Source organism: Amycolatopsis sp. NPDC004169, assembly GCF_040610315.1.
In the GTDB taxonomy this organism is placed as follows: domain Bacteria; phylum Actinomycetota; class Actinomycetes; order Mycobacteriales; family Pseudonocardiaceae; genus Amycolatopsis.
The window spans coordinates 1-6318 of record NZ_JBEXMD010000095.1; the positions used below are offsets into that span (position 1 = coordinate 1).

The window sequence follows — 6318 nt, forward strand, 5'->3', positions numbered from 1 at the left end:
AACCTCTCCCCGGCCCCCCGGCCCCCCGGCCCCCCGGCCCCCCGGCCCCCCGGCCCCCCGGCCCCCCGGCCCCCCGGCGTGGGTTAGAGGCCGGCCATCAGGTCTGTTTCGGTTATTCCGGGGCCTTGGCCCTGCCGGATGAACCACTCCGTGCCGAAAGCGAACGTGAACGCTTCATCCGGCATCGCCAGCATGAACATGTCCTCGCTGATCTGGCTCGGGTGCGCGCGCATCGCCGCCCTCTTGACCGGTGCGTACTTCGACACGTCCACCGCCGCCGTGATCTCCGCCTCCGGCTTGCCGAACTCCACGTTCTCCGGCGGCTTCGGCGCCGCCTCCGGGGGCATCAACCCCTGCTCGATCGCCGCTTCGAAGCCGCGTTGCATGAACTCGCGGTTGAACGTGGCCTGGAACACCCGGGACGTTCCCGCCAGCTCGGCCGCGCGGACACCCACCCGGTGGACCTGGATGTGGTCCGGGTGGCCGTAGTCGCCGTTGTCGTCGTACACCGTCAGGACGTCCGCCGACTCCTCGCGCAGGATCGCCGCCAGCTGCTCCGCCGCCTTCTCGACGTCGGCGCGCCAGAAGCACGCCGGGTCGTCGTTCGTCGGCTCGCCCATCATCCCCGAGTCGCGGTAGCCGAGGAACTCGACGCGCTCCACCCCGAGGATCTCCGCCGCCGCGTACGACTCCTGGACGCGCCTGTCCGCCAGTTTCTCGCCCTCGGCGAGGAAGCCCTCCGGCACTTCGCCGACCTCGCCCTTGGTCGCGACGACGAGCACGACCCGGTGCCCGTCTTCGACGGCTTTGCGCATCACACCCGCGGTGCGGAGGCACTCGTCGTCCGGGTGGGCGTGGAAGGTGACCAGTGTTGCCATGCCCGCGACGGTACCGGCTACCCCCGACAAAAACCGCCCGCGAGGATGCGCTCCCGCCCGATAGGGTCCGCCCCGTGGCCGAGAACACGGCCGAGAAGACAACGCTGCTGATCTTCCTGCGGGCCCAGCGCGAGAGCGTCCTGGCCATCCTCGACGGCCGCACCGGCCTCGGCCCCCGCTAGGCCTGCTCCGCCGAGCACCACCAGGTCGACCGGCCACCCACCGTCCCGTGGCTCATCGCCGCGCCGCAGCGCGGGCAGTGGTCGCCCGCCCGCCGGTGGGCGATGATCTCGCCCGTGTGCACGCCGCCGTGGCGGATGGCCGCGCGCAACGCCTTCCGCAGTGCCTTGTGCAGGTTCGCGAGGTCGTCGGCGGCGAGTTCGTTCACCGGCCGGGCCGGGGACAACGCCGCCTGCCACCGGGTTTTGTCGGCCAGCAGGTTGCCGATCCCGGCCACCACCGACTGGTCCAGCAGCCGCGCCTTCAGTGGCGCCCGCCCGCGGCCGACGCGCTCGGCGAAGTCACGGCGGGAGATCTCGCCGGCGTCCGGGCCGAGCGCGTCCAGATCCGGGTCGAGCCGTACCCGGCTGAGCCGCCGGGTGTCGAACAGGTGCAGCTGTTCGCCGTCGGCGAACGTGATCCCGAACCGGAACCACTCGGGTTTCTCGTCGCGCTCGCGGGCCCGGCCGGGCGGTCCGCTCTTCCCGCCGAACCGCAGCTGCCCGGCCATCCCGAGGTGCAGGCCGAGGTTCGGCCCCGGCCTGCCGTCCCGGCTTTCCGTTTCGCACCACAGCGTCTTGCCCCGCCGGTGCGCGTCCACCAGCCGGCCGCCGTCCAGCGCCGTCGCGATGTCCCCGGGTGCGTGCGGGCGGCAGACCCAGTCGTCGTGGTCGTCGATCGAGCGGATCTTTCGGTCGAGCGCGTCGGCGAGGACCTGGCGGGCGAGTTCGACTTCGGGGAGTTCGGGCACCCGGCCAGTTTCCGTCATGGCCGTCGATCACGCCGCGCAAGCAGCACCGCGGGCAGGACCAGCACGGCGGTGAGGGCGAAGGTCGCCGGGTAGCCCGCGGAGCCGATCACCAGGCCCGCGCTCAGCGCGCCGGCCGCCATGCCGAGGTCGTAGGCCGCGTTCCAGATCGCGCTCACCGCGCTCTCGCCGCCGGCCGCCACCCGGGTGTACATCAGCGACAGCGTCGTGTTCTGCAGCGCGCCGAACCCGGCGCCGAAACCGAGCGCCCCGCCGATCACCGCGGCCGGGGTGCCGGTGCAGGCGATGCCCGCCATGCCTGCCGCGCACAGCAGCAGTCCCGGTACCAGCAGCCACGCCGGTCCGTGGCGGTCGCCGATCCGGCCGGCCACCCAGCGTGCCGCGGTGGCGGCCGCGGGCTGGGCGAGCAGCGCGGTCGCGGCGACCCAGGCCGGCTGGTCCGCGGCGGCGAGCGGGAGGAACGTCACCAGGACGCCGACCGCGGCCGCCGACACCGCGAAGAGCGTCGCCGGCCGGGTCAGCACCGGGTTGCGCAGACTCGCCAGCACACCGTCTTCTGCCACGGAGAACGAGCGGCGCGGCAGGCCCGGCACCGACAGCAGGGCGAGCAGCGTCGCCACGGTCGTCGCCACGAACACCGGCGCGTAGCCCCAATGCGCCGCCGCCCACACCCCGGCGGGCAACGCGAGCAGGCTCGGGATCCCGCCGACGATCCCGACCAGCGCCAAGCCCTCGCCGCGCCGCTCCGCCGGGATCAGCAGGGCGGTGACGGCCCCGCCCGCCACCACCGCGATGGCGTACCCGATCCCGCGCACCACGCTGACCGCGACGATCACGCGCAGGTCGTCGCTGACCGTCAGCACGAGCGTCGGCAGCCCGAGCAGGACCAGCCCGGCGGCCAGCGCCCACCGGTAGCCGACGCGGGCGACCAGCCGCGGCGTCACCAGCTCGGCGGCCACGGTGGCCAGCAGCAACGCCACCGTCGCGAGCCCCGCGCCGTCCTGCCCGGCGTACAACGGCACCACCGACAGCGGCAGGAAGAAGCCGACCGCCGAGCCGGCGATCGAGACGAAGCGCACCAGCAGGGCACGGGACACCAGCCGGGGGCGGAGCTGCAGGTCAACGGTCATGCCGAGAACGCTAGAAGCCAACCGGATCACCGGTAAGGTCCAGTTCCATGGCTGTGGAGTGGTCCGGTTGGGGGCCGGAACTGCTGTTCACGATCGACCGCGAGAGCGGCGAAGGGCTCCGCGCGCAGCTCGAGCGGCAGCTGCGTGACGCGATCTGCAGCGGCCGTCTCGCGGGCGGGGAGCGGCTGCCGTCCTCCCGCGAACTCGCGCGCGCGGCCGGCCTGTCCCGCGGCCTGGTCCAGGACTGCTACGCCCAGTTGCAGGCCGAGGGCTACCTGACCAGCCGTCCCGGCTCGGCCACGCGCGTGGCCGCGGTCGCCCGCCGGGCCACGACGGCGCCGCCGAGCCCGCGGCCGCCGGCCCGCCCGGCGCTCGCCGACTTCCGCCACGGCGTCCCCGACCTGCGCCTGGCGCCCCGCGAGGACTGGGCGTGGGCGGTCCGCGAGGTCTGCCGCACCGCGCCGAACACCGCGTTCGACTACGGCGACCCGATCGGTGAACGGCAGCTGCGGGAGGTGCTCGCGGCCTACCTGCGGCGGGTGCGGGCGGTCGCGGCGACGGCCGGACAGGTCGTCGTCTGCACGGGGATGGCCCAGGCCCTCGGACTGGTGCTGCGTGCACTCGGCGGCGCCACCCTGGCCGTCGAAGACCCCGGCGCGGTCCGGTCGACGGCGCGCCAGGCGGCCGCCGCCGGGGTGGCCACCGTGCCCGTTCCGGTCGACGAAGACGGCCTCGACGTCGAGGCACTGGACCGCAGCGGGGCACGAGCCGTGCTGGTGACCCCGGCGCACCAGTGGCCGACGGGCGTGGTGCTCGCCGGGCACCGCCGCCGGGAACTGCTCGCGTGGGCGCGCCGGCGCGACGGCTTGGTCATCGAAGACGACTACGACGCCGAATTCCGCTACGACGGCGATCCGGTCGGTTCGCTGCAGGGCCTCGACCCCGGCCACGTCGTCTCGCTCGGCACGGTCAGCAAGTCGCTCGCGCCCGCCCTGCGCCTGGGCTGGCTCGTCGCGCCCGAACGGCTGATTCCCGTGCTGGCAGAGGACAAAGCCGCCACCGACCGGGGGAGCCCCGGCCTCGACCAGCTGGCGCTGGCGCTGCTCATCGAGTCCGGCCGCTACGACCGGCACCTGCGCCGCGCCCGCGCCGTGTACGCGGCCCGGCGGCGGACGCTCGTCGACGCGCTGGCCGTCCACGCGCCCGGCCTGCGCGTCACCGGGCTGGCCGCCGGGTTCCACGCCGTCCTGCACCTGCCGGCCGGAGCGGACGAGGAGCGGGTGATCGACCAGGCCCGGCGGCGGGGCGTCGGGCTCTACGGCCTGGCCGGGCTGCACGCGACGCCGGGGCCGTGGCCGCCGCGGCTGATCCTGGGGTTCGGCGACACCCCGGACCACGCGATCGGCCCGGGCATCGCCGCCGTCGCCGACCTGTTGCGGGGCTGATCAGGACAGGCTCGCGGAAGCCGTGGTCTCCCAGGCGAAGCCGTCCGGGTCGGTGAACGCCGAAGCCGCGCCGCCGACCGCGATCCGGTGCGAGCCGCTGCCCTCGGGAGCGACGCCGGCGTCCTTCGCGAGCGCCTTGCGGCGGTACAGCGCCAGCTTGACCGGGCTCTCGCCGGCCTCGAACTCGACGTACATCTTGCCGAAGCTCTTGCCGACGGTCAGGCCCTGGCCGACGTAGAACTTCTTGCTGGCGGCCACATCGGCGGCGCCCAGCAGGAGCACGACGGCGTCGATCTCGCGGGTGGCCGGGCCGGTGTTCTTCTTCGCGGAGGTCGCGAGCTTCCAGATCGTCCCGTCCGGCGCGCGGACGGTGCCGCCGTAGCCCCACATGGACTTGGTGGCCGGCTTGATGGTCGTCGCCCCGGCCTTCAGGGCCGTCTCGATCAGGGAGTCGACGTCCGCGGGCTGCGGCACGGTGAGGGAGAGGGTGAACCCGCGGAAGCCGTCGCTCGGCGCGTCCGAGACGCGGAAGCGCAGCTGGGTGGTGAGCCCGAAGGCCTCGGCGTAGAAGCGCTCGGCGGCGGCGGTGTCGGCGACTTCGAGGGTGATGGTTTCGATGTTCGTCATGCCGGTAACGCTAGGTCCGGGCCGCTGACCGGCGCTTCTCGATTCCTGATCGGTCTGCGGGGGCCCTCGCGGAAAAAGGAGTGGGCGGGGACCGCGGGGGCTGATAGCTTGCTTCCGACCGTGACCCGGCCCGAGGAGGTGAGACCCGTGAACGTTGTACGCAATGGGTGCTCCCTCTCGTCGTCACGGGCGGGCGGCTGACGCAGGTGTCGCCGGGAGCCCTCCTCCCGAAAGGCGACACCATGGAACACACGCATCAACGGCCGGGCGTGGCCGGCCGCGGGGAAGTCTCCCGGCGGCCGGACGGCCGCCTCTTCCTCAGCATCGACACGTGGACCGACGAGGAGTTCGCGCTGCTCGCGGCGGACATGCTGCCGGCACTGCCGAGGCCGCTGTACACAGTGGTCGACGAAGCCGACGCGGAGCTCCGGCGCCGCTGGGAATCGGCCGGTTTCACCACCCGGCGCCGTGAGTGGGAGTACGTCCTTCCCGCTGCCCCGGGCGTGGTCCCCGCTCCCGCGGGCGTGACGATCGGGCCGCCCTCCGACACGCGGTCTCTGAGCTCGGCCGAAGACGTGATCCGCGCCGAAGTCGAGGCGGCGGTGGGCTGGCAGGAGATGCCGGCGGAGATCCTGCCCCGCCCGGCCGTCCCGGACGTCGGCAAGTACGTGGTCGCGGAATCCGCGGGCGACTACGTGGGCCTGGTCCGGCTGGCGGCGGTGACGCGGCAGCCGCGGATCGGGCTGATCGCGGTCCGCGCGGATCGGCGGCGCCGCGGGATCGGCCGCGCGTTGCTGGGTCATGTCCTGAACACGTTGCACCACAAGGGAATCCCGGCGGCTACGGCCGAGGTGAACGAAGCGAACCCGGCGGCGGTGGCGCTCTTCGAAGGCGCCGGAGCCCGCCGGGCCGGCAGCAACCTCGAGCTGGTGTTGCGCTGATGGCCGGGATCGAAATCGAAGGCACGGTCGTCGAGTGCCTGCGCAACGCGACGTTCCGGGTCGAACTGGAGAACGGGCACAAGGTGCTCGCGCACATCAGCGGCAAGATCCGGAAGAACTTCATCAAGATCCTGCCCTTCGACCGGGTCCTGGTGGAGCTGAGCCCCTACGACCTCAACCGCGGGCGGATCCTGTTCCGCTACCGGACCTAGTCCGTGGCCGAGCCCGCCCAGCTTGCCCACGAGCGCCAGCCCGATGCCACCGGCGAGGGAGATCAGCGACCCCAGCAGGATCATCACCACGTAGAAC

At 73.5% G+C, this 6318-nt stretch carries 7 protein-coding genes; 3 read left to right on the top strand and 4 right to left on the bottom strand.

Annotation, left to right across the window (positions count from 1 at the left end):
• Positions 1 to 83 precede the first annotated feature (83 nt).
• From ABZX11_RS47985 to ABZX11_RS47995, 3 genes are all read right to left on the bottom strand, one after another.
• The gene (locus tag ABZX11_RS47985) at positions 84 to 878 is read right to left on the bottom strand and encodes a PIG-L family deacetylase (protein ID WP_176175600.1); all 795 of its coding nucleotides are present in this window, start codon (positions 876 to 878) and stop codon (positions 84 to 86) included.
• A 178-nt stretch (positions 879 to 1056) separates the two neighbouring features.
• Positions 1057 to 1848, bottom strand: coding sequence for a DNA-formamidopyrimidine glycosylase family protein (locus tag ABZX11_RS47990; RefSeq protein ID WP_354925857.1), 792 nt, complete (start codon positions 1846 to 1848; stop codon positions 1057 to 1059).
• Positions 1849 to 1862: 14 nt separating this feature from the next.
• Positions 1863 to 2996 (bottom strand): MFS transporter, encoded by a 1134-nt coding sequence (locus ABZX11_RS47995; RefSeq protein WP_354925860.1) that lies wholly within the window; start codon positions 2994 to 2996, stop codon positions 1863 to 1865.
• Positions 2997 to 3043: 47 nt separating this feature from the next.
• Here ABZX11_RS47995 and ABZX11_RS48000 point away from each other — a divergent pair, with 47 nt between their 5' ends.
• Positions 3044 to 4441, top strand: a complete 1398-nt coding sequence (locus tag ABZX11_RS48000; RefSeq protein ID WP_354925863.1) for a PLP-dependent aminotransferase family protein — start codon at positions 3044 to 3046, stop codon at positions 4439 to 4441.
• On the opposite strand, the gene ABZX11_RS48005 is transcribed toward ABZX11_RS48000, so the two are convergent.
• Positions 4442 to 5068 (bottom strand): glyoxalase, encoded by a 627-nt coding sequence (locus ABZX11_RS48005; protein WP_354925866.1) that lies wholly within the window; start codon positions 5066 to 5068, stop codon positions 4442 to 4444.
• 242 nt (positions 5069 to 5310) lie between these two features.
• Here ABZX11_RS48005 and ABZX11_RS48010 point away from each other — a divergent pair, with 242 nt between their 5' ends.
• On the top strand, positions 5311 to 6009 hold the full coding sequence (locus tag ABZX11_RS48010) for a GNAT family N-acetyltransferase (RefSeq protein WP_176175605.1): 699 nt from the start codon (positions 5311 to 5313) through the stop codon (positions 6007 to 6009).
• The gene (infA, locus tag ABZX11_RS48015) at positions 6009 to 6221 is read left to right on the top strand and encodes a translation initiation factor IF-1 (protein ID WP_176175606.1); all 213 of its coding nucleotides are present in this window, start codon (positions 6009 to 6011) and stop codon (positions 6219 to 6221) included. The genes ABZX11_RS48010 and infA overlap by 1 nt, the downstream gene beginning before the upstream one ends.
• Positions 6222 to 6318: the final 97 nt, after the last annotated feature.

What these genes read in the sequence shown, in the direction of transcription:
- ABZX11_RS48005 (WP_354925866.1), bottom strand. Translation starts at nt 5,068, where the DNA reads ATGACGAACATCGAAACCATCACCCTCGAAGTCGCCGACACCGCCGCC.
- ABZX11_RS47995 (WP_354925860.1), bottom strand. Translation starts at nt 2,996, where the DNA reads ATGACCGTTGACCTGCAGCTCCGCCCCCGGCTGGTGTCCCGTGCCCTG.
- ABZX11_RS48000 (WP_354925863.1), top strand. Translation starts at nt 3,044, where the DNA reads ATGGCTGTGGAGTGGTCCGGTTGGGGGCCGGAACTGCTGTTCACGATC.
- ABZX11_RS47985 (WP_176175600.1), bottom strand. Translation starts at nt 878, where the DNA reads ATGGCAACACTGGTCACCTTCCACGCCCACCCGGACGACGAGTGCCTC.
- infA (WP_176175606.1), top strand. Translation starts at nt 6,009, where the DNA reads ATGGCCGGGATCGAAATCGAAGGCACGGTCGTCGAGTGCCTGCGCAAC.
- ABZX11_RS48010 (WP_176175605.1), top strand. Translation starts at nt 5,311, where the DNA reads ATGGAACACACGCATCAACGGCCGGGCGTGGCCGGCCGCGGGGAAGTC.